The sequence below is a fragment of the Pseudomonas frigoris genome, assembly GCF_047758635.1.
GTDB lineage: Bacteria > Pseudomonadota > Gammaproteobacteria > Pseudomonadales > Pseudomonadaceae > Aquipseudomonas > Aquipseudomonas frigoris.
This window is the reverse complement of sequence record NZ_CP180479.1, coordinates 593,771-614,843: the sequence shown is the minus strand read 5'-3', so window position 1 is coordinate 614,843 and position 21,073 is coordinate 593,771. Positions and strand designations below refer to the sequence as shown.

Sequence of the window (21,073 nt, the reverse complement as noted above, 5' to 3'; positions counted from 1 at the left end):
GACCGAGGTGATGCCATCGCGAGCAAGCTCGCTCCCACAGGGGATATGTGTCGATCATAAAACCAATGTGGGAGCGGGCTTGCTCGCGAATGCGGTTCCGCAGGCGCTGAGGTTAGAGAACCTGGCGCAAGAAGGCCTGAGCCCGCGGATCCTTCGGCGCATCGAAGAATTCGGCCGGTGAAGCGTCTTCCAGCAATTTACCGTGATCGAAAAACAGCACCCGATCCGCCACTTCCCGGGCAAAGCCCATTTCGTGGGTGACGCAGACCATGGTCATGCCTTCCACGGCCAACGTTTTCATCACGTCCAGCACTTCGCCGACCATTTCCGGGTCGAGCGCCGAGGTCGGCTCATCGAACAGCATGACCTTCGGCTCCATCGCCAGTGCCCGGGCGATGGCCACGCGCTGCTGCTGACCACCGGAAAGACGCGACGGAAACTCGTTGGCTTTCTGCGCAATGCCGACTTTCTCCAGCAACGCCAAGGCCTTGGCCTCGCGCTCCTTCTTGCCGCGCTTGCGCACGACTTTCTGGGCCAGACAGAGGTTTTCCAGCACGGTCATGTGCGGGAACAGGTTGAAATGTTGGAACACCATGCCGACTTCGCGGCGGTAAGCATTCACATCGGTTTTCGGGTCGGCCAGTTGCAAGCCATCGATGCTCACCGAGCCCGAATCAAACTCTTCCAGGCCGTTGAGGCAGCGCAGGAAGGTCGACTTGCCGGAACCGGACGGGCCAATCACCACCAGCACTTCGCCCTTGGCCACGTGCGTCGAGACGTTATCCACTGCGCGAACCACGTGGCCGCGGGTGTCGAAAACTTTTACCAGATCGCGGACTTCAATCACTTTGCGCGAGCCTCCGCTCAAGCCGGCTGGCGATTTTCGACAGCGGCAGGTTGATCAACAGGTACAGACCGGCCACGCAGAACAGGATTTCGAACGGCGAGAACGAGGTGGTGATGACTTCGCGGCCGCTTTTGAGCAGCTCGGTAATGGCGATCACCGACACCAGCGAGGTGTCCTTGACCAGACTGATGAACTGGCCGGCCAGCGGTGGCAGCACTCGTTTGAACGCTTGCGGCAGCACCACGTGGCGCATCGACTGACCAGCGCTCAGACCCAGGGAGCGCGCGGCTTCGTTCTGGCCACGGGCGATGGATTGAACGCCGGAACGGATGATTTCCGCCACATAAGCGCCGGTGAACAGCGACAGCGCGGCGATCCCGGCGAACTCCCGGGAGAGGTTCATCACGGTGCCGATGAAGAAGTAGAAAATGAAGATCTGCACCAACAGCGGCGTACCGCGGACCAGTTCGACGTAGATCGTCGAGAGATCGCGCAGAGTCGGGTTGTTCGACAGTCGGCACAGGCCCGTGGCGAGGCCGATCAGCAGACCGAGCACACCTGAAACCACGGACAACCACAAGGTAGTCCAGAGCCCCCACATCAGCGGTCCGGCGGCCCAGTGGCGGGTCACGCCAATCACGTCGCCTTCGGCCACGTCATCACCTTGGGCGACTTGCAGGCTGTTGTCGTCGACGGTCAGGTGCTGCTCTGTACCGGCATCATTGCGCAGGGTGACTTCAGCCTTGTCGCCCTTGCGCACCAGTTCGCTGACGGTGGAGATATCGGCGGCACGCTGGGATTCTTCGGCGTGATAGGCGAAGTATTGCGGCACACGGTTCCAGCGCCATTCGTAGGACATCAGCGAGGTGGCGTAATACAACGCGCCGGCCAGGCCGATCAGCAGCAGCACGGTTAAAACGTGCCACGGCCATTGGGCTTTTTTCTGTTTCATCTGTAAGCAGATTCCGAAATTTGTGTCGCCAAGGAGGACGCCATCGCGAGCAAGCTCGCTCCCACAGTTGACCGAGTTGCTGGATAAGTACGCGGTTAAATGTGGGAGCGGGCTTGCTCGCGAATGGAGCGACGCGGTCTAACTGACCGAGCCTTATTCCATGTCCTTGAGCCAAGCGGTGTCTTTGAACCACTTGTCATGGATGCGATCGTAGGTGCCGTCTTCGTGGATCTGGCGCAGGAAGTTGTTGATGAAGTTGATGCTGTCGTAGTCACCCTTCTTCAGACCGAAGGCCAAAGGCTCGTAGGTGAACGGCTTGTCGAGGAACACCAGTTTGCCGGCACCGACCTTGCTCACCGCCACGACGTTGTAAGGCGCGTCGTAGATAAAGGCGTCGGCCTTGCCGTTGACCACGTCGAGCACGGCTTCCTGCTCGTTGTCGTAGCCGTGGTAGTTGGCCTTGGATATAAGCTTCTTGGCGACCATCTCGCCGGTGGTGCCAAGCTTGGAAGTGATGCGGTAGTCGGCGGTGTTCAGGTCTTTATAGGACTTGATAGTGCCTTCCAGTTCCTTGCGGATCAGCAGGGTCTGGCCCACCACGATGAACGGTTCGCTGAAGTTCAGGCGCAGGTTGCGTTCCTGGGTCAGGGTCATGCCGCTGCCGATCATGTCGAACTTGTCGGTGAGCAAGGCCGGAATAATGCCGTCGTAGCCGGTGGAAACCATCTCCAGCTTGACGCCCATGGCCTTGGTCATGGCTTTGAGGATGTCGACTTCGAAGCCGATGATCTCGCCACGCTTGTTGGTCATTTCGAACGGCATGTAGGTCGGGTCCATGCCGACTTTCAGCGTGCCGCGCTTGACCGCGTCATCGATGGCACCGGCGTGCGCCGCGTTGACTGCAACCAATGCCGTGACGCCGACCAGCAGCATCGAGAGATACTTCTTCATCATCAAGTCCCCAAAACCATCGCGTTGTGAGGCGCGCAAACCGCAGGTTTTCCTTGGAAAACCGGCAGATACGAACAGAAAGTTGTCCGGGCGCACCAATTCGGGGACGGATGCTAACGCACTCGTTCGTTTGCACAAGGGTTTGGGTGGGATTTGTTGTTTCGGAGGACGGAAAGCAAAAGATCGCAGCCTTCGGCAGCTCCTACAGATGTACACCATGTAGGAGCTGCCGAAGGCTGCGATCTTTTTGAAGCGCCCCCGATCTCAAAGGATGCGGGGGGATTTCATCAGGCCAACTGAGGCTGCACACTCAGCGGCTTGAGCGGCAACAGCGGCGCATGGGGATCGGCCTTCACCGATTTACGCCACGCCTCCAGCCACTCGGGGTGAGCTTCGTTCCAGATCTGCTCATGCAGACGACCCAGTGCTACCGGGTCACTGAGCAGTTCCACGCGCTCATTGTTGTTCAGACCCTCAGGCCCGGCTTTCAGCGCATGACGCACCCGTTCGATCCGCAGCCACTCGATCGGCTCGGCCTGACGGTGACGGGACGTCGCCAGCGAGCACGCCAAGGCGTTCTGCTGTGGATCGACCACTGCCCGGACAAAGCCGTCGTTCAGCGCATGCCAACGGTTTTCGTGGGTGTACTGGTCGGTCGCCAGCAACGCCTGTGGCGGATTGTATTCCTCAGGGATCAGGAACAGGCTTTCGTCACGGGACTTGAGGCCCAAGCCGACTCGACTGGAGATCACCGACACCGGAATCGACAGCATCAACGAACCGACGATCGGCACCAGCCACCAGAGGAAGCTCGGGTTCAGCCAGATCACCAACAGGGCCCAGAAGAAGCCCAGCAAGGTTTGCGGACCGTGGCGTTTGACCGCTTCGCTCCATGGCGTGGAGTCGTCGTCACGTTGCGGCGAGTTCCAGGTCGCGGCCCAGCCGAGGAACGCGGCGAGCACGAAGCGGGTGTGGAAAATCATCCGCACCGGCGCCAGCAGCATGGAGAACAGCATCTCCAGCAGCATCGACAACGTCACCTTGAACTTGCCACCGAACTCTTTCGCGCCCTTGGCCCAGATCAGGATGATGCTCAACAACTTCGGCAAGAACAGCAGCACGACGGTGGTCGAGAACAGCGCGATCGCCTTGTCCGGGTGCCATTGTGGCCACAACGGATAGAGCTGGCGCGGCTCAAGGAAGTACTGCGGCTCCATCAGCGTGTTGACCGCCAGCAGCGCCGTCGACAGCACGAGGAAGAAGAACCACAACGGCGCCGACAAGTAAGACATCACGCCCGTCAGGAACACCGCACGGTGCACCGGGTGCATGCCTTTTACCAGGAACAACCGGAAGTTCATCAGGTTGCCGTGGCACCAGCGACGGTCACGCTTGAGTTCGTCCAGCAGGTTCGGCGGCAATTCTTCGTAGCTGCCCGGCAAGTCGTAGGCAATCCACACGCCCCAGCCGGCACGGCGCATCAGCGCCGCTTCAACGAAGTCGTGGGACAGAATTGCACCGGCAAACGCGCCTTTACCGGGCAACGGCGCCAGGGCGCAGTGCTCGATGAACGGCTTCATGCGGATGATCGCGTTGTGGCCCCAGTAGTGGGATTCGCCCAACTGCCAGAAGTGCAGACCGGCGGTAAACAGCGGACCGTACACGCGGGTGGCGAACTGCTGCATGCGTGCATACAGCGTGTCCATGCCAGACGCGCGCGGCGCGGTCTGGATGATCCCGGCGTCCGGGGTGGCTTCCATCAAGCGCACCAGACTGGTCAGGCAATCGCCGCTCATCACGGAGTCCGCGTCGAGCACGACCATGTACTTGTAATCACCGCCCCAACGACGGCAGAAGTCGTCGAGGTTGCCGCTTTTACGCTTAACGCGACGGCGACGGCGACGATAGAAGATCTTGCCGAAGCCCTTGGCTTCACGGCAGACGTCCAGCCAGGCTTGTTGCTCGGCGACGCAGATATCGGCGTCGTTACTGTCGCTGAGGACGAAGAAGTCGAAGCGATCCAGGTCACCCGTGGCCGCGACCGACTCGAAGGTCGCCCGCAGACCGGCAAACACCCGTGGCACGTCTTCGTTGCAGATCGGCATCACCAGAGCGGTGCGCGCGTCCTTGGGGATCGGCTCGTTACCGGCGCTTTTACCAGAAATGCGGTATTTGTCATGGCCTGTGAGCAACTCGAGGAAGCCCATCAGTGCCGTCCAGAAACCGGCCGACACCCAGCAGAACAGAATCCCGAACAGAATCAGGATGCTGGTTTGCAGCGCATACGGCAGTACTTGCGTAGCCGTTTGCGACAGCGGTTGATGCAGCACTTCGTTCAGGTCGACGAACGACCAGCCTTGGTACGGCATGATGCCTTTCATGTACCAGCCAGCAACGATGGTCTGGCCGAGCATCAGTATCAGCAGAATGTAGCGACGGATCGAACCGACGGTGCGCCAGCGAGCCGCCGGCAGCACATTTTCATCCTTCGGCGGGGCCGGCGGATTGGTGCGACCGGTCAGACGACGCCAGCCACGCACCAGAATGTTGGTGCGCCACGGCTCCGGCACGACTTTGGTCCGACGAATCGGCGGGGTTGCCCGCAGACAGACCCGGCCGCTGGCGTCGAGCACCAGCATTTCAGCGTCTGCCAGTTCTTCGGCGGTGTTCAGGGTCAGCCGACGACCCACCGAAGCTTGAGCAGCCTCGGTCGGCGCGTCGAACGTCGAGGACGAAAGGCGTTCATGCAATTCGCTGAAAGACTGGCAGCCCGCGAGTTCCGCGCGCTGCTCGTCGGTCATTGGTAGATGCGCCAGATACTCGGCAAGAGTCTCTGGCTGTACTTGAGAATTACTCATCGGCAGGCAACTGGTAGCTCCAGGTCTCGGTCAGGACTTCTTCAGTCGGTGCCGATTCCGGTGTGGCTGGGGCCGCGTCGGCAGCGACTGGCTGCTTGGCGTCTTTGTTGTCCTTGTCCTTGGAATCTGCGGCTGGCACGGCTCCAACCTGCTTGGTCTCAGCTTGCTTGGTTTCCTTGGCTTCCTTGGCTTCCCTGTCCAGCTTCTCCTGCTGCCGGGCGGCAATCTTGTCGGCCTTGGCGACGGACGAATTGGACGCGGGTACCGATGTTTTGGCCAGGTCGGCAGGCACGATGTTCTCGACCAGTGCAGCACGCATCTCGGTAGGCTTGCCCGGATCCTTGATCTTCATCCGTAACGTCAGGCGCCAGCCCTTGGTTTCAGGGTTGTAACGTACGCTGTTCTCGACCAACTCGGCATTCTCGCCAACGCTGACCTGACTGCGAACGTCCGCAGTTTCCGGCAATGCCGCAAGGGACGGGCCTTCGAAGTCCACCAGATAAGCAACGCTACCGTCCGGCTGACGAATCAGGTTGGACTGTTTAACGTCGCCCGTAGAACGCAGGGTCTGTTGAACCCAGGCGCTGTCCGGTGCGTGAAGTGCAGCTTCGTCGATGGTCCAGTGCATGCGGTAAGCAACATCCAGGGACTGGCCAGGCTCAGGCAGTTTTTCCGGACTCCAGAACGCAACGATATTGTCGTTGGTTTCGTCCGCAGTCGGAATCTCTACCAGATCGACGGAGCCCTTGCCCCAATCGCCTTCTGGTTCGATCCAGGCACTTGGGCGCTTGTCGTAGCGGTCGTCGAGGTCTTCGTAGTGGCTGAAGTCGCGGCCACGTTGCAGCAGGCCGAAACCGCGCGGGTTCTCGATCGAGAAGTTGCTCACCGCCAGGTGTTTCGGGTTGTTCAGTGGGCGCCAGATCCATTCGCCATTGCCGGCATGGATCGACAGGCCGCTGGAGTCGTGCAATTCGCGACGGTAGTTCAGCACTTTCGACGGTTGATTGGCACCGAACAGGAACATGCTGGTCAGCGGCGCAACGCCAAGCTTGGTGACCTTGTCACGCAGGAACATCTTGGCCTTGACGTCGACAACGGTGTCGCTGCCCGGACGCAGGGTCAGGCGATAGGCACCGGTAGCGCGTGGCGAATCCAGCAGGGCGAAGATCACCAGGTGCTTGTCACCCGGCTTCGGCTGTTGAATCCAGAACTCGGTGAAACGCGGGAATTCTTCGCCGGACGGCAAAGCGGTATCGATGGCCATGCCGCGAGCGGACAAGCCATAGGTGTGACCCTTGCCGACAACGCGGAAGTAACTCGCGCCGAGCATGGTCATGATTTCGTCTTGCTTGTCAGCCTTGTTGATCGGGTACAGCACACGGAAACCGGCATAACCCAGTTGTTCGGTGGCTTTAGGATCGAACTTCACGTCGCCGAAATCGAAACGACTTGGGTCGTATTTGATCTCTTCGACGGTGTTAGCTGTGATTTCGTTGATTTTCACCGGCGTATCGAAATGCATACCCTGGTGATAGAACGACAGCTTGAACGGGGTTTTCTGATCGGCCCACTCGGCTTTTTCGGTCAGGAAGCGAATTTTTTGATAGTCCGCGAATTTCATCTCGCGGAACTCGTTCGGCAGGTTACTGCGCGCAGCTTCGTATTTCTGCCCGGCCAGCTCTTTTGCCTTGACCGATACATCATCCAGATTGAATGCCCAAAGCTGACCGGCGCTGAGCAGGCAGAGCAGTGCAGAGCCCGCTACCAGAGCGCTTCGTAACCGTTTGGCAGACAATTTTGCATTACAGGGACTAACAATCACGAGCAACCCTCGCCGAAAACAGATCAAAAAACCAACGGCCAGTTAAAGTGCCTGTGGGGTGCGCGGCATGGAAAAACCGACCCTACAGACCACTCTTGCCAAGTTGGCGAGCATTGTTCCGACTCCTATGGGGCTAAATGATTCCCCAAGAGGTCCAGGACAAGTCTCTACCTAAGTCAAAATGGACCAACGAACGCTGATCCCCGTAGCGCGCGATTATCTAGTAGGCCGCGTTACAACGCATCAGGGGTAACAAAGTATTTATCGCGAAAAACGCCTGTTTTCAGTCGAAAAGCTCTTAAAAACATGTTTCAAGCGCTTTCAGGTCTGTAACAGGAAGGTTACCGGGCCGTCGTTGACCAGGTGCACCTGCATATCCGCGCCGAATCTACCTGATGCCACAGTGCCATGCACCTGTTTCGCCTTACCTAATAGATAGTCGAAAAGCTCCTCGCCCAGGGCCGGAGGGGCAGCGGTCGAAAAACTCGGACGCAACCCGCTCTTGGTATCAGCGGCCAGGGTGAACTGTGAGACCAGCAGCAACCCACCGCCTACATCCGCCAAGGACAGATTCATCTTGCCCTCGGCGTCACTGAACACACGATAGTTAAGCAGTTTCTGCAGAAGTTTGTCGGCGCTGGCCCGAGTATCCTCGGGCTCGACCGCCACCAGCACCAGCAAACCCTGATCGACGGCGCCAACCACCTCCCCCGCTACCTCGACTCGCGCGCCACGCACGCGTTGCAGCAGGCCCTTCATGCTTCTTCAGGGGCCAGGTCGAGCAGACGATGGGCCATCTGATCGGCGGCGCGAACCAGTGCGTCAGTAATGCCAGGTTCGGAGGCGGCATGGCCGGCGTCACGGATCACCTGCAATTCACTGTTCGGCCAGTTCTGATGCAGCTCCCAGGCGTTATCCAGCGGGCAGATCACGTCGTAGCGACCGTGGACGATCACGCCAGGCAAATGGGCGATCTTGCCCATGTCGCGGATCAGCTGGTTGGGCTCAAGGAACGCATTGTTGGTGAAGTAGTGACATTCGATGCGGGCAATCGACAGTGCGCGCTGTGGCTCGGAGAAACGATCGACCACCATCGGGTTCGGGCGCAGGGTGGCGGTCCGGCCTTCCCAGGTGGACCAGGCCTTGGCCGCGTGCATCTGGGCAATCTGATCGTTGCCGATCAGGCGTTTGTGGAAAGCCGAGAGCAAGTCTTCGCGCTCGTCCAGCGGGATCGGCGCGATGTAGTCCTGCCAGTAATCGGGGAACAGACGACTGGCGCCACACTGGTAGAACCACTCGATTTCCTGCGGGCGGCAGAGAAAAATCCCGCGCAGAATCAGACCGTGCACACGCTCCGGGTGGGTTTGCGCGTAGGCAAGCGCCAGGGTCGAGCCCCACGAACCGCCGAACAACACCCATTTATCGATGCCAAGGTGCTGGCGAATTCGCTCAAGGTCGGCGACCAGATCCCAGGTGGTGTTGTTTTCCAGGCTGGCGTGGGGCGTTGAACGACCGCAACCGCGCTGGTCGAAGGTCACAATGCGATACAGGTTTGGATCGAAAAAACGACGACTCTGGGCATCACACCCGGCGCCGGGGCCGCCGTGGATGAATACAACCGGCAAACCTTCCGGCGAACCGCTTTCGTCGACATACAGCGTGTGGGTTTCATCGACGGCCAGATCGTGCCGGGCGTGGGGTTTGATCTGCGGGTACAAAGTCTGCATTGCGCGCTCCGTAAGGGGTCGAGGTCATCCCTGGGGGGACTTCTATGATTCTGCCGTCCGGCATCATAAACCCGAATTACGCCAATGAGCATGCCTTGCAGAGTCAGAGTTTCTCAGCCTGTTTTTTCAGACAAATAGCCGAGCAGCGTTTCATAGAGTGCGTCGACCTCGGCGACCTGCCCCCGAGCCCGCAAACAGCCGTGAACCAACCCCTCCCCGTAATAGAGCGTGGCTGCCACGCCTGCTGCGTTCAGTCGCTCGGCGTAGAGCATGCCGTCATCGCGCAACGGATCGAATTGCGCCACGGCGATCAAGGCCGGCGGCAAACCCCTGAAATCCTCGGCGAGCAACGGCATCGCATAGGCACTTGGCTGCCCAGTACCGCGCAAGTACAGGGCGTGATAACAATCCAGGTCGCTGCTGCTGAGCAAGGGAGCATCGACGCATTCGCTGCGCGACGGCAATCGGTGATCACCGCCCAGCCCCGGATAAATCAGCACCTGCGCAGCCGGCAATGGCTCGCCCGCATCGCGCAACGCCAGACACAACGCCGCCGCAAGGTTGCCACCGGCGCTGTCCCCGGCCACCAGCGTTCGCTCGGGATCGAGCCGGAATGGCCCGGTCCGTAGTGCGCGCCAGACACCCAGACAATCCTCGAACGCCGCCGGAAACGGATATTCCGGCGCCAACCGATAATCGACGGCGATCACCAGCACACCGAGCGTCGACGCCAGTTCGGCGCAGATGAAGTCGTGGGAATCCAGCCCCCCCACCACCCACCCACCGCCGTGCAGATACACGATGCACGGACAACCGCTGGTCGGTGGCGAAACCGGCGGCTGATAAGACCGCACCGGCACGCCGGCCAATTCAAAATCGACCACATACAGCCCGGCGGGACGTGACGGAGTGAACGCCCGGCACATGTCGCTATAAGCCTGGCGCAAACCACCGAGACTGCTGTCGGTGCTGTTGAAGCTGACGGTTTTCTCGACGAAAGCCGCCATTTGCTCGGATAACGGATAGGAACTCATCAAAGTTTCAAACTGGTCTGAACGGTCGCCACGCCATCCTTGCCATCGAAACTGCTGACACCTGCCAGCCAGCGTTGAAGATCTTCCGGATGGTCGCGCAACCACTGCTTGGCAACATCCTGAGGCGTCTTGCGCTCCATGATCGGCACCATCAACTGGCTTTCCTGGGCGGCGGTGAAGGTCAGGTTTTCCAGCAGACGGTTTACGTTCGGACAGCGCTGGGCGTAGTCCGGGGCGGTCACGGTGGAAACGGTGGCGGCGCCTTCGTTCGGGCCGTAAACATCTTCGCTGCCGGTCAGGTAGGCGATCTTCATGTTGATGTTCATCGGGTGCGGGGTCCAGCCGACGAACACCACGAATTCCTTGCGATTCACCGCCCGCTGAACGGCGGCAAGCATGCCGGCCTCACCCGACTCGATCAGCTTGAAATCCTTCAAGCCAAATTGATTGGTCTCGATCATGGTTTTGATGGTGGTGTTGGCGCCACTGCCGGGCTCGATGCCGTAGATCTTGCCGCCGAGTTGATCCTTGAATTTGGCGATATCGGCGAAGGTTTTCAGGCCCGCTTCGGCGACATATTCAGGTACGGCGAGGGTTGCCTGAGCGTCGGCCAGGCTCGGTTTGTCCATGACCTTCACCTGATTGGCAGCCAGGAACGGCGCGATGTTTTTGTCCATCGCCGGTTTCCAGTAACCGAGGTAGATGTCCAGACGCTTGTCGCGGATGCCGGCGAAGATGATTTGCTGCACGGCGCTGGTTTGCTTGCTTTCGTAACCGAGGCCGTTGAGCAGTACGTCAGCCATGCCGCTGGTGGCGATCACGTCGGTCCAGTTGACCACGCCCATGCGCACTGCCTTGCAGGAAGCGTCGTCACTGGCCAGGACGCTGGTGCTCAGCAGAGCAGTGCCGCAGAGGATTGAGAGACAGCGGGTGAACAGTCTTTTCATCGGGATTATCTCGTACGGCAGCGGATTATTGTGGGCCGGTGTCTTTGTGCACCGTGCCCGGAACATTACGCAGCGTCGAGAGGGTAAAAGCGAACTGTGGCGACCGTGTTTTGCACAGTGGCGACAGCACCAAAAAGATCGCAGCCTTCGGCAGCTCCTACAGGATCGAGTTTTCACACGACCAATGTAGGAGCTGCCGAAGGCTGCGATCTTTTGATCTTTTGATCTTTTGATCTTTTGATCTTTTGATCTTTTGATCTTTTGATCTTTTGATCTTTTGATCTTTTGATCTTATGCGCTGTAGTGCTTTTGGGCCCAGGCCAGCAGCCCTTGCAGCAATTCCTTGAGCACCACCTGCGTCGGCGCCGCCAGGTCCGGGCGATAACGGAACGGCTCGAACTCTTCCATGTAGGTGCACTGGCCCAACTCCAGTTGCACCGCATGGATGTTCTCGGCCGGATTGCCGTAATGCCGGGTGATGTGGCCACCCTTGAAGCGACCGTTCAGCACATGGCTATAATCGCCGTGGAGCGCGCAGATGGCTTCCAGCTGAGTGGCCAACTGTGGATCGCAACTGGCGCCGTTAAAGGTGCCAAGGTTGAAGTCCGGCAGTTTGCCGTCGAACAGATGCGGGATGATCGAGCGGATCGAGTGCGCATCGAACAGCAGCGCGTAGCCAAACTCAGCCTTCAGTCGCGCCAGCTCGCTCTGCAAAGTGCGGTGGTACGGCGTCCAGATCTGCTCCAGGTAAGTCGCTCGTTCCGCCGCCGACGGCTCCATACCCTCACGGAACAACGGAATACCGTCGAACAGCGTCGCCGGGTACAGGCCGGTGGTCGCGCCGGCATACAAAGGCTTGTCGTCGGACGGTCGATTCAGGTCGATGACAAAACGCGAGTACTCGGCGGCCAAGGTGCTGGCGCCCAGCTCGGCAGCAAATTCGTATAGCTGCGGGATATGCCAGTCAGTGTCGGGCAGGCTTTTCGCGTCGGGGATCAACCCGGCTTCGACCGTCGGGGTCAGGCGCAGGCCGGCGTGGGGCATGCTGATCAGCAGCGGCACGCGACCTTGTTTGAAGTTCAGAACCTTATCCACAACCGTTCTCCTAAATGCTCACTTCAACGCCGTGACGCACGACGCGTTTTTCCAGGTCACCGCCCAGCCAGTACGAGAGGTCGGCCGGACGATCGATTTGCCAGGCGACGAAATCTGCACACTTGCCGACTTCCAGCGAACCGTGGGTTTCAGCCATGCCCAGTGCCGTGGCGGCATGAATCGTTGCACCAGCCAAGGCTTCTTCCGGGGTCATGCGGAAACAGGTGCACGCCATGTTCAGCATCAAACGCAACGACAGCGCCGGTGAGGTGCCTGGGTTGAGGTCGGTGGCGATGGCAATTTTCACGCCGTGTTTGCGCAGAGCCTCCATCGGCGGCAATTGGGTTTCCCGCAGAAAGTAGAAGGCGCCGGGCAGCAACACCGCGACGGTGCCGGACTTGGCCATGGCGATCGCGTCGTCTTCGGTCATGAATTCCAGATGATCGGCCGACAGTGCGTGGTAACGCGCCGCCAGACTCGAGCCATGCAACGACGACAACTGTTCGGCGTGCAGCTTCACCGGCAGACCAAGTTGTTGTGCGGCGATGAACACCCGCTCGACCTGCGCCGGCGAAAACGCCAGGTATTCGCAGAACGCGTCCACCGCATCCACCAGCCCTTCGGCGGCCAAGGCCGGAAGCATCTCGGCGCAGATGTGATCGATGTAGTCGTCGGCACGGTCCGCGTATTCCGGCGGCAAGGCGTGAGCGGCCAGGCAGGTGCTGCGCACGCTGACCGGGAGCTCGGCGCCGAGACGGCGGATGACCCGCAAGATCTTGCGTTCGCTGGCCAGGTCCAGGCCGTAGCCGGATTTCATCTCGACGGTGGTCACGCCGTCGCGCATCAGGCTCTTCAGACGCTTGGCGGCGCTGGCGAACAGCTCGTCTTCAGTGGCCGCGCGAGTGGCGCGCACGGTACTGGCGATGCCACCACCGGCCGCTGCGATTTCTGCATAGCTGACGCCTTGCAGACGCTGTTCGAATTCACCGCTGCGGTTACCGCCGAACACCGTGTGGGTGTGGCAGTCGATCAGGCCCGGCGTCACCCAGGCCCCTTTAAGATCATTGACTGCCGGGTACTCGCCCGACGGCAGTTCAGCGCGTGGGCCGATCCACTCAATGTGCGCTCCTGACGTCACGATGGCCGCATCCTCGATGATCGAGTAGGCGCCTTGCGCCATGGTTGCGACGTGGCAGTGTTGCCAGAGAGTTTTCATCCGTGACCTCCGTTAGGTTATCGATGAGAAAAAGAAGGTTCCCGCTCCACCGGTACTGCCTTCCCTGCCGCCGGTTTCACCCACGTCAGGTAGGCCAGCACCAGCAATACAATCCAGACCACGCCGACGATCAGAGCCGCCTGGGTGTCCGGGAAATAGCCCAACACGCCAAAGATGAACAGCATGAAGGCAATCGCCGCCATCGGCGCATAAGGCCAGAACGGTACCGGGAATTTCAGTTGGGCGACCTGCTCGGCACTCATGGAGCGACGCATGGCCACTTGGGTGAATAGAATCATCAACCAGACCCACACCGTCGCAAAGGTGGCGATAGAGGCGATCAACAGGAACACGTTTTCCGGAATCAGGTAGTTCAGCAGCACGCCCAGCAGCAGCGCGACGCTCATCACCACCACGGTCATCCATGGCACACCGTTGCGCGACAAGCGGGCGAAGCCTTTGGGCGCATGCCCTTGCTGGGCCAGACCGTACATCATGCGGCCAGCGCCGAAGATGTCACTGTTGATCGCCGAAACCGCTGCCGAGATCACCACGATATTGAGAATGGTCGCCGCCGAGCTGATCCCCAGGTTGTCGAAAATCTGCACGAATGGACTGCCTTGGCTGCCAATCTGCTGCCATGGAAAGATCGACATCAGCACGAACATCGTCAGCACGTAGAACAGCAGGATACGCAACGGTACGGCATTGATCGCCCGGGGCAGCACGTGTTGCGGGTCTTTGGCTTCACCGGCGGTCACGCCGATGATTTCAATGCCGCCAAACGCAAACATCACCACCGCGAACGAAGCGATCAAGCCACCCACGCCATTGGGCATGAAGCCGCCATGGCTCCAGAGATTGCTGATGTCGGTCGCCTGGGCGCCGGGCGCCGTGCTGATGCCGAACAGCATGATGCCGAAGCCACCGAGGATCATCGCGACGATGGCCGCGACCTTGAGCAGCGACAGCCAGAACTCCATTTCACCGAAGACTTTGACGTTGCACAGGTTCAAGCCGCCGACTACCGAAACGATGCCCAGTACCCAGATCCAGCGGGCGACTTCCGGAAACCAGAAGCCCATGTAAATACCGAATGCGGTGACGTCGGCCATGCCGACGATGACCATTTCAAACGCGTAGGTCCAACCGAGGATGAAGCCCGCCATCGGCCCAAGATAAGTGCTGGCGTAGTGGCCGAAAGAGCCCGCCACCGGGTTGTGCACCGCCATCTCACCGAGGGCGCGCATGACCATGAACACCGCCGCACCACCGATCAGGTAAGCGAGCAGGACCGCAGGCCCGGCCATTTGAATGGCCGAGGCAGAACCGTAAAACAGCCCGGTGCCGATCGCCGACCCCAGTGCCATGAAGCGAATATGTCGGGCAGAAAGCCCGCGTTTCAAACTCTTTTCTGGCTGTTGCATTGCTCGTCCTTAATTATTTTTATTGGAGGAAATGATCGAATCGCGAGCAGGCTCGCTCCCACATTGGATTGCGTAAACCCTGTGGGAGCGGGCTTGCTCGCGAAGAGGCTATTACAGGCTAGGCAACAACTTCGCCGAAACCAGCTCGTTCAGGCAACGAGTCGCCAGAAGCTCGCTAGCAGCATTGATGTCCGGTGCAAAGAACCGGTCCTTCTCATAGAACGGCACTTCAGCACGCAGGATGGCGCGAGCCTTTTCCAGCTTGGTCGAAGTCTTCAGACCGTCACGCAGGTCCAGACCCTGACAAGCCGCCAACCATTCCACCGCGAGAACGCCGCGCGTGTTTTCGGCCATTTCCCACAGACGCTTGCCGGCAGCCGGCGCCATGGAAACGTGGTCTTCCTGGTTCGCCGACGTCGGCAGGCTGTCCACCGAGTGCGGATGGGACAACGCCTTGTTCTCGCTGGCCAATGCCGCAGCAGTCACCTGGGCGATCATGAAGCCGGAGTTCACGCCGCCATTGGCCACCAGGAACGGCGGCAGTTGCGACATGTGCTTGTCCATCATCAGCGAGATACGACGTTCGCTCAGGGAACCGATTTCAGCGATGGCCAAGGCCATGTTGTCGGCAGCCATGGCGACCGGTTCGGCGTGGAAGTTACCGCCGGAGATCACGTCGCCTTCAGCGGCGAATACTAGCGGGTTGTCGGAAACCGCGTTGGCTTCGATAGCCAGCACTTCGGCAGCCTGGCGGAACTGGGTCAGGCAGGCGCCCATGACTTGCGGCTGGCAGCGCAGGGAGTACGGGTCCTGGACCTTTTCGCAGTTCTGGTGCGAGTCGGACACTTCGCTGCGCTCGCCCAGCAGGTCGCGGTAAGCGGCAGCGGCGTCGATCTGGCCTTTCTGGCCACGAGCGGCGTGGATGCGCGCGTCGAACGGCGAGCGCGAGCCCAGCACGGCTTCAACAGTCATACCACCAATGGCCAGGGCGCCAGCAAACAGGTCTTCGCCTTCGAACAAACCGCGCAATGCATAAGCGGTAGAAACCTGAGTGCCGTTGAGCAGCGCCAGACCTTCTTTGGCAGCCAGGGTCAGCGGAGTCAGACCGGCCACTTTCAGCGCTTCGGTGGCTTCCATCCACTCGCCTTTGTAGCGCGCCTTGCCTTCGCCCAGCAGCACCAGCGACATATGGGCCAAAGGCGCCAGGTCACCGGAGGCACCGACCGAACCTTTCAATGGAATGTGCGGGTAAACCTCGGCGTTGATCAGGGCGATCAGCGCGTCGATCACTACGCGACGAATGCCGGAAAAACCGCGGCTCAGGCTGTTGACCTTGAGCACCATGACCAAGCGAACCAGCGCATCGCTGATCGGCTCGCCGACACCGGCGGCGTGGGACAGCACCAGCGAGCGCTGCAGGTTTTCCAGGTCTTCGCTGGCGATACGGGTCGAAGCCAGCAGGCCGAAACCGGTGTTGATGCCATAAGCGGTGCGGTTCTCGGCGAGGATCTGCTCCACGCAGGCAACGCTGGCTTCAATCTGGTTCGAGGCGCTGTCATCGAGGGTGATTTTGACCGGCTGCTGATAGACATCACGCAGTTGGGCAAGGCTCAGTTGGCCGGGGATAAGGTTTAACGCAGTCATTTCTATGCTCCTTTTGAGAGTTTCTATTAACTCACCAGACGCTCCGGAGATGTCCGTTGTCCGTCGCGCCTCGCCTTCTGGGGAGCCGCGCCTTGGCACGCTGGTGTGGTGGAAATCAGTTCAGGTTCGGTAACACTTTATGCAGCAAAATCGGGTCTTTCAAAACGGCGGCGGCACTGGCGATGTCCGGTGCCAGCCAGCGGTCCTGGTCGTAGGCCGGGACCCGCTCGCGCAACAGACGCCAGGCCGTATCGGTGCCGGCGCCGAAGCGTTGTTCTTTGAGGAATTCAAACGCCTGAGCCGCCAGCAGGTACTCGATGGCGAGGATCTGCGTGCAGTTTTCCAGGGCGCGATGCAGCTTCAACGCGGCGTTGGTGCCCAGGCTCAGGTGGTCTTCCTGCAGGCCCGAGGTGACGTAGTTGTCGAGTACGGCCGGTTGCGCCAGCTGACGATTTTCCGCACACAGCGAAGCGGCGACGTACTGGACGATCATCATCCCGGAATTCACCCCCGGGTTGGCCACCAGGAATGCCGGCAAACCGCTGACATGCGGGTTGATCAAACGGTCCAGACGACGTTCGGCGATGGAGCCGATTTCCGCCATGGCGATCGCCAGCAAATCCGCCGCCAAGGCCACGGATTGGCCGTGCGGGTTGGCTTGGGACATGACGCGGAAGTCGTCCGGCGTGCCCAGCAGCATCGGGTTGTCGGTGACCGAGTTGAGTTCGGTTTCGATCTGCTTTTTCGCGTGTTCAAGCTGATCGCGAGCGGCGCCGTGAACTTGCGGAATCGAGCGGATGCTCAGCGCATCCTGAGTACGAATGCCTTTGCTGCTGGCAATCACTTCACTGCCATCGAGCAACGCCCGCAGGTTGATGCCGACTTGCTGCATGCCCGGATGCGGCTTGAGCGCGATGATCTCGGCATCGAACGCGGCAATTTGACCGCGCTGGGCTTCGAAGCTCATGGCGCCGATCACGTCGGCCCATTGCACCAGACGCGTGGCGTCGGCCAGTGCCAGGCAACTGAGGCCGGACATGCACGGCGTGCCGTTCACCAGGCACAGGCCATCTTTGGCACCCAGCTGAACCGGTTGCAGACCTTCTTCGGCCAGGGCTTGCTGCGCGGAAACGATCTGCCCGCGATAGCTGACATTGCCGACACCCAGCAGCGCGATGCTGATGTGGGCCATATGGGTCAGGTAACCGACCGAACCCTGGGACGGCACTTGCGGCGTAATGCCGCGATTGAGCAGCGCCAACAGCGCTTCGACCACCCGGCGGTGGATGCCGGATTTGCCGTGGCTGTAATTGACGATGGCGGCGCAGATGATTGCGCGGGTCTGTTCGTCGGCCAATGGCGCGCCGACGCCACAGGCGTGACTGAGCAAGGTGTTGCGCGACAGTTGGCTGAGTTGTTCGTCTTTGAGCGAGACATTGCACAACGCGCCGAGGCCGGTGTTGACGCCATAGGCGCGCTCGCCGCTGACGACGATGCGCTGGACGATCGCCTGGGCATTTTCGATCCGTGCCCAGGTCTGTGGCGACAGCTCAAGCTGCGCGCCATGGCGGGCTACGGCGACCACATCCTGCCAACGCAACGGGGCGTCGGCGATAACGATTTTTTCAGCCTGGGACATCTTCAACCTCGTGCGTACAACTTGAATATTGATGCAGCTTCACCGGCCTCATCGCGAGCAAGCTCGCTCCCACAGTGGATCTCCAGCGTTCACAAAATCCCTGTGGGAGCGAGCTTGCTCGCGAAGAGGCCAGCACAAACACCGCAAACCTTTAAACCACCGCAGCCCGACGCTGTACGAACCGATCGACATACTCATCCGCCGGCGAATGCAGGATCTCTCTTGGCGTACCCACCTGAATCAGGCGGCCATCCTTGAGAATCGCAATGCGGTTGCCGATACGCACGGCCTCGTCGAGGTCGTGGGTGATGAAGACGATGGTCTTGTGCAGGGTCTTTTGCAGTTCCAGCAACTGGTCCTGCATTTCGGCGCGAATCAGCGGGTCGAGGGCACTGAAGGCTTCGTCCATCAGGATGATGTCGGTGTCTGCCGCCAAGGCGCGAGCCAGGCCCACACGCTGACGCATGCCGCCCGAGAGCTGATGCGGGTATTTGTTTTCGTAGCCCTTGAGGCCCACGGTGTTGATCCAGTGCAGCGCGCGCTCGGAGCACATTTGCTTGGTCTCGCCACGCACTTTCAGGCCGTAGGCGACGTTATCCACCACGGTCTTGTGCGGCAGCAGGCCGAAGCTCTGGAACACCATGCTGATCTTGTGCCGGCGAAATTCGCGCAGGGCTTCCATGTCGTATTGCAGGATGTCCACGCCGTCCACCAGGATCGCGCCGCTGGTCGGGTCGATCAGGCGATTGAAGTGGCGCACCAGCGTCGACTTGCCGGAACCCGACAGCCCCATGATCACGAAGATCTCGCCGGTGCCGATGCTCAGGGACAAGTCGTTCACGCCGACCACACAGCCGGTTTCGGACAGCACCTGATCTTTGGTTTTGCCCTGGCCGATCATGGCCAGCGCATCCTTGGAACGGTTGCCGAAAATCTTGAAGACGTTTTTGACTTCGATTTTGCTGATGGCTTCGTTGTTCATTTGCTCACCTCATGCCGTGCCCGACCATACGCCTGAGTAATACGGTCGATAACCACTGCCAGAATCACGATCGCCAGACCCGCCTCAAGACCACGTCCGACGTTGAGGGTCTGAATCCCCACCAACACGTCTTCACCCAGGCCACGGGCACCGATCATCGAGGCAATCACTACCATCGACAGGGCCATCATGGTGGTCTGGTTGATCCCGGCCATGATGCTCGGCAGGGCCAGCGGAAGTTGCACGCCAAACAGTTGTTGCCAGCGGTTGGCACCGAAGGCGTTGATCGCTTCCATCACTTCGCCGTCGACCTGGCGAATACCCAGATCAGTCAGGCGGATCAGCGGTGGTGCGGCGTAGATCACGGTGGCGAAAATCGCCGGGACCTTGCCCAGGCCGAACAGCATCAGCACCGGGATCAGGTACACGAAACTCGGCATGGTCTGCATGATGTCCAGCAGCGGCATCAATATCGAACGCAGGCGATTGCTGCGCGCCGAAAGAATGCCCAGCGGAATGCCGATCATCACCGAAATGATGGTCGCCACCATCATCAGCGCCAGGGTCTGCATCAGCTTGTCCCAGAGGCCGACCGCACCCACCAGGAACAACAAGCCAACGATCACGGCGGTGGTCACGACTTTGCGGGTCGCGTGCCAGGCAACGCCCGCCACGATCGCCAGCATCAGCCACCAGGGTGCCGCACGCAGCAGCCCTTCAAGATTGACGATGGCCCACAACAGGGTGTCGGAGATTTGCCGGAACACGTCGCCGTAGTTGGTGACCAGCGAATCGACCCAACTGTTGACCCAGTCGGCGATGGAAAAGGTAAAGCTTTCGGGAAACATAAGAGGCTCTCAATCAAGGGGTTGCGATCAAGCATCCGACTGCCGCTCAGGGCAGTCGGAGAGGCTCAACCTACAAGGCCGCGTCGATCTTTTTGGCTGCGTCTTCGCTCACCCATGCGTGCCAGACTTCAGGATGTTCCTTGAGGAAGATTTTCGCCAGTTTTGGTGACTCGATCCGCTCTTTGGCCATGCGCCCGAGGTTCTGGTTGAGCAGGTCGATTGGCAGGTTGACCTTCTCCAGCACCGCCACCAGTTCCGGGGCTTGCTCGTGGAAGGTTTTGGACAGGCCGACCTTGATGGTCACGCGCTTGTCCACGCCTGGTTTCTCTTCGAGTTTCACCAGATCAACCTGGCCCATCAGCGGGGTTGGCGACCAGTAGTAGAACAGGATCGGCTCGCCACGTTTGTAGCTCGACAGCACCGCGGCATCCAGCGCCGGGCCGGTGCCCGGACGGAAGTTGGTGTAGGTGCTTTCCAGGCCGTAGCTTTTCAGCATTTCGCTGTTGTCCAGCTCACAGGTCCAGCCGGCCGGGCAGTTGTAGAAACGGCCCTTGGATGGCTCTTCCTGATCCTTGAACACTGCAGCGTATTTACCCAGATCGGCGATGGCTTTCAGGTCCGGGGCTTTAGGCTCCAGCTTGCGCTTGGCGTCGCCTTCGATCACGTAACGCGGCACGTACCAGCCTTCGATTGCGCCAACGACTGGAGCGCCGACACCGACAACCTTGCCGGCCTTCTCGGCCTTGTTCCAGACTTCGCTACGGCCGACCCACTCTTCGGCGAAGATTTGAATATCGTTGCTGCTCAGGGCGTTTTCCATGGTGATGGAGTTGCCCGGCAGGCTGTCGGTCTTGCAGTCGTAGCCTTTCTCCAACACGACTTGCAGCACGTCGGTCAGCAGCATGGCGCTTTCCCAGTTCAGGCCGGCGAACTTCACCGGTTTACCCGACTCGCACCAACCCGCCGCCTGAGTGGCGCCGGCGCTGGCCAGCAGGCCCATGGAAAGCAATGTGGTCAGCAGGGTCTTGTTCGATTTCATTGTGTGACGCTCCTAATCATGAGTTGGCTTACGGCAGTCAAGAGG

General features: G+C 60.0%; 17 protein-coding genes. All 17 read right to left on the bottom strand.

Annotated features, from left to right (window positions below; translation table 11 throughout):
• Positions 1 to 112: 112 nt before the first annotated feature.
• The 17 genes from ACMXYH_RS02875 to ACMXYH_RS02795 all read right to left on the bottom strand — a co-directional run bounded on the left by ACMXYH_RS02875 (position 113) and on the right by ACMXYH_RS02795 (position 21,028).
• Positions 113 to 847, bottom strand: a complete 735-nt coding sequence (locus ACMXYH_RS02875) for an amino acid ABC transporter ATP-binding protein (RefSeq protein ID WP_046045596.1) — start codon at positions 845 to 847, stop codon at positions 113 to 115.
• Positions 840 to 1,799, bottom strand: coding sequence for an amino acid ABC transporter permease (locus ACMXYH_RS02870; protein ID WP_415766242.1), 960 nt, complete (start codon positions 1,797 to 1,799; stop codon positions 840 to 842). Before ACMXYH_RS02870 ends, ACMXYH_RS02875 begins: the two co-directional genes overlap by 8 nt.
• 153 nt (positions 1,800 to 1,952) lie before the next feature.
• Positions 1,953 to 2,750 (bottom strand): transporter substrate-binding domain-containing protein, encoded by a 798-nt coding sequence (locus ACMXYH_RS02865; RefSeq protein WP_415767647.1) that lies wholly within the window; start codon positions 2,748 to 2,750, stop codon positions 1,953 to 1,955.
• Positions 2,751 to 3,037: 287 nt separating this feature from the next.
• Positions 3,038 to 5,608: a glucans biosynthesis glucosyltransferase MdoH gene (gene mdoH / locus ACMXYH_RS02860; protein ID WP_415766241.1), complete on the bottom strand. Its 2,571-nt coding sequence runs from the start codon at positions 5,606 to 5,608 to the stop codon at positions 3,038 to 3,040.
• Positions 5,601 to 7,430, bottom strand: a complete 1,830-nt coding sequence (locus ACMXYH_RS02855) for a glucan biosynthesis protein (RefSeq protein WP_415766240.1) — start codon at positions 7,428 to 7,430, stop codon at positions 5,601 to 5,603. Before ACMXYH_RS02855 ends, mdoH begins: the two co-directional genes overlap by 8 nt.
• Positions 7,431 to 7,751: 321 nt before the next feature.
• On the bottom strand, positions 7,752 to 8,189 hold the full coding sequence (gene dtd, locus ACMXYH_RS02850) for a D-aminoacyl-tRNA deacylase (protein ID WP_008149496.1): 438 nt from the start codon (positions 8,187 to 8,189) through the stop codon (positions 7,752 to 7,754).
• Positions 8,186 to 9,157 (bottom strand): prolyl aminopeptidase, encoded by a 972-nt coding sequence (gene pip / locus ACMXYH_RS02845; protein ID WP_056741134.1) that lies wholly within the window; start codon positions 9,155 to 9,157, stop codon positions 8,186 to 8,188. Before pip ends, dtd begins: the two co-directional genes overlap by 4 nt.
• A 113-nt stretch (positions 9,158 to 9,270) precedes the next feature.
• Positions 9,271 to 10,191: an alpha/beta hydrolase gene (locus ACMXYH_RS02840; RefSeq protein ID WP_415766239.1), complete on the bottom strand. Its 921-nt coding sequence runs from the start codon at positions 10,189 to 10,191 to the stop codon at positions 9,271 to 9,273.
• Positions 10,191 to 11,138, bottom strand: coding sequence for a choline ABC transporter substrate-binding protein (locus ACMXYH_RS02835; RefSeq protein ID WP_134419644.1), 948 nt, complete (start codon positions 11,136 to 11,138; stop codon positions 10,191 to 10,193). The genes ACMXYH_RS02840 and ACMXYH_RS02835 overlap by 1 nt, the downstream gene beginning before the upstream one ends.
• 291 nt (positions 11,139 to 11,429) lie before the next feature.
• Positions 11,430 to 12,233: an N-formylglutamate deformylase gene (gene hutG / locus ACMXYH_RS02830; RefSeq protein ID WP_415766238.1), complete on the bottom strand. Its 804-nt coding sequence runs from the start codon at positions 12,231 to 12,233 to the stop codon at positions 11,430 to 11,432.
• Between the two features lie 10 nt (positions 12,234 to 12,243).
• A complete protein-coding gene (hutI, locus tag ACMXYH_RS02825) occupies positions 12,244 to 13,449 on the bottom strand; it encodes an imidazolonepropionase (RefSeq protein WP_415766237.1) in 1,206 nt (401 codons plus the stop codon).
• A gap of 17 nt (positions 13,450 to 13,466) precedes the next feature.
• The gene (locus tag ACMXYH_RS02820) at positions 13,467 to 14,876 is read right to left on the bottom strand and encodes an amino acid permease (protein ID WP_415766236.1); all 1,410 of its coding nucleotides are present in this window, start codon (positions 14,874 to 14,876) and stop codon (positions 13,467 to 13,469) included.
• Between the two features lie 111 nt (positions 14,877 to 14,987).
• Positions 14,988 to 16,520, bottom strand: a complete 1,533-nt coding sequence (hutH, locus tag ACMXYH_RS02815) for a histidine ammonia-lyase (RefSeq protein ID WP_415766235.1) — start codon at positions 16,518 to 16,520, stop codon at positions 14,988 to 14,990.
• Between the two features lie 115 nt (positions 16,521 to 16,635).
• The gene (hutH, locus tag ACMXYH_RS02810) at positions 16,636 to 18,159 is read right to left on the bottom strand and encodes a histidine ammonia-lyase (protein ID WP_415766234.1); all 1,524 of its coding nucleotides are present in this window, start codon (positions 18,157 to 18,159) and stop codon (positions 16,636 to 16,638) included.
• A gap of 151 nt (positions 18,160 to 18,310) precedes the next feature.
• Positions 18,311 to 19,141, bottom strand: coding sequence for a quaternary amine ABC transporter ATP-binding protein (locus ACMXYH_RS02805; RefSeq protein ID WP_008149478.1), 831 nt, complete (start codon positions 19,139 to 19,141; stop codon positions 18,311 to 18,313).
• On the bottom strand, positions 19,138 to 19,989 hold the full coding sequence (locus tag ACMXYH_RS02800; RefSeq protein WP_129439221.1) for an ABC transporter permease: 852 nt from the start codon (positions 19,987 to 19,989) through the stop codon (positions 19,138 to 19,140). Before ACMXYH_RS02800 ends, ACMXYH_RS02805 begins: the two co-directional genes overlap by 4 nt.
• A gap of 70 nt (positions 19,990 to 20,059) precedes the next feature.
• Positions 20,060 to 21,028: an ABC transporter substrate-binding protein gene (locus tag ACMXYH_RS02795; protein WP_134419630.1), complete on the bottom strand. Its 969-nt coding sequence runs from the start codon at positions 21,026 to 21,028 to the stop codon at positions 20,060 to 20,062.
• Positions 21,029 to 21,073: the final 45 nt, after the last annotated feature.